The sequence below is a fragment of the Bacillus sp. B2-WWTP-C-10-Post-4 genome, from assembly GCF_009183805.1.
GTDB lineage: Bacteria > Bacillota > Bacilli > Bacillales > Bacillaceae_G > Bacillus_A > Bacillus_A cereus.
The window spans coordinates 1-2,219 of the sequence record NZ_WEII01000238.1 but is presented as its reverse complement, the minus strand read 5'-3'; the positions used below and the strand labels follow the sequence as shown (position 1 = coordinate 2,219).

Below are 2,219 nucleotides of genomic sequence, written 5' to 3'. Positions count from 1 at the left end.
CTATTATCCTATGATGTTCCATATTTCTTTAATAAGTATGAATGGGGGTCTTACGAGAGTTTATCATGTAATGAAATAGATTTAGAAATGAAGTTCAAAAACATTTCATATGCTGACTTTTTATTACAAAGAAAAATTATAGAAATATCCCTTTCTAATCAAAATGACAATCTATATAAGCTGAATACAGTAAAGGGAACAATTGATTTTCAGACTAATTTACCTACAAATAAAATAAAGGAGGCGATTATAGGGAAAATTCTTGATGGTAGTTATATATCAAAAGACGGTGATGTCGATTTTATTGGACTAAAAACAAATTGGCAAGGGGAGCTTGAGATAAACCATTTGAATAATGGAATATATGATGGATTATTGGGAATAAGTTCATTATTGAGAAATAATGCTGATCCTAATCACATTGAAATTATAAATAAGCTTGAACAAAAAGTTGTGCAAGAAATACTAAACAAAAATAAAAATAATTATGGTTTTGTAAATGGTGTTAATGCTATTATTTCTTACTATTTAACAACTTTACCGCATATCACCTCTCTCAATGAAAAGGTAATATTGCAAATATTTATGGATATCAACTCTGATATTGAGAAAGGTCAATATAACGATAAGCATTATGATATATTAGGGGGTTCAGCTGGTCTAATTTTAACTGCAGTTAAGTTTTATCAAGTTAATCCTAAGTATAAAATATTGCTTGAAGTGGCTGAAAATCTCGGTGACTACATTGTCAATAATATGCAAACACATAATGAATTTGTATATTGGAAAGCTCACGATACTCTAAATTTAGAAGATTCATTAAAGGGATTTGTTCATGGATTATCAGGTCAACTTCTCGCATTTTATAAGTTAAAAGACATATTAAAAACCAATAAGTACGATAGAGTAATACATGGTATACATAAAAGTGAGAAAATGAGTATGAGTAAATATGAGTATACAGATAGCTGGTGTAAAGGGTTTAGTGGAATGGGAATATCAAGAATTAAAATTTTAGAATCATATCAAAATGAAGATATACAATCAGATTTAATCTTTTTTAAAAATCAAATCTTAAGTACATTACATGAAAACAGTGATTATTGTTTATGTCATGGTTTAATGGGGAAATTAGACTTTTTATTGGAGTTAGAAAATAGAGGTATGCTAGAGCGAAATGAAAAACAAATTGTTATGAAAGTAACAAATAACTTTTTGAATAATTTTGATATAGAAGATTTTAATCCTCATAAAATTTCATTATTTACAGGTTTAGGAAGTATTTTGTATTTTTTACAAAGGTTAGAGAATAATAAACTAAATAGCATTTTATACTTTAATGCCTAGAATAGGTGATAAATATGTTAAGAAAGAAAATTAAGTTTATACCGCAAATGACATCTTTTGATTGTGGGCCTAGTTGTCTAGCAATGATTATGCATTATTACGGTTTAGCAGTACAAGCTTCGGAAATTAGAAACAGTAAAATTATTAATAAAAAATCGTCATGGAGTTTGTTGGACATAAAAAAAGTTAGTGAATCGTATGGACTCTCTGCAACTGCATATAGGATAGAAAATATAACTCATTTACAAAGGATACAAAAGCCGATGATAGCATTTTGGGGCTTTAATCATTTTGTAATTATTGAAAGGGTTAAAGAAAATAAATTTTATATTGTAGATCCTAAGGCAGGGCCAATGGTAATCGATATAAGAAGTTTTGAAGAGATGTTTTGTAACTATATTTTAGTAATAGAAAACAAAGAAGATATACAGCCAAATATTAAAAAGCGTGAAAAACATATACTACTTAGATATATTGATCATTTTGTATCCCCTAGTCAGATTATTTTACTAACACTATTAGCATTGTTAGCACAAATCTCAATTTTTGCTTTCCCTTTTATTTTGAAAAAGTTTATGGATATTTTGAATGCTTCAAAGGAAGTGAATGCAAGGTACCTTTTAATTATGTTGGGGAGTTTAATAGTTGTTATAGGGATAAAATCTATAACTTCAATTATAAAAGTAAAATTTCAAAAAGAAATTGATAGAAAAAGTACTACAAAAGTTTTTGAGAATATGTTTAATATTCCCATTGAAAAGATTACTTCACGTCATGCAGGGGATTTAAATGTAAGGATCATGAGTCTAGAGTCAATACGAGGATATATTTTAGAAGATCTAATTGAAATGATTGTATCAATAGTAGTTATC

At 27.7% G+C, this 2,219-nt stretch carries 2 protein-coding genes; both read left to right on the top strand.

The window, feature by feature from the left end; all coding sequences use genetic code 11:
• On the top strand, nt 1-1,347 hold a 1,347-nt coding region (locus tag GBN78_RS29505; protein ID WP_277998071.1), incomplete at its 5' end, for a lanthionine synthetase LanC family protein.
• Between the two features lie 14 nt (nt 1,348-1,361).
• A partial coding sequence (locus GBN78_RS29500; protein ID WP_264298959.1) for a cysteine peptidase family C39 domain-containing protein occupies nt 1,362-2,219 on the top strand: 858 nt, incomplete at its 3' end.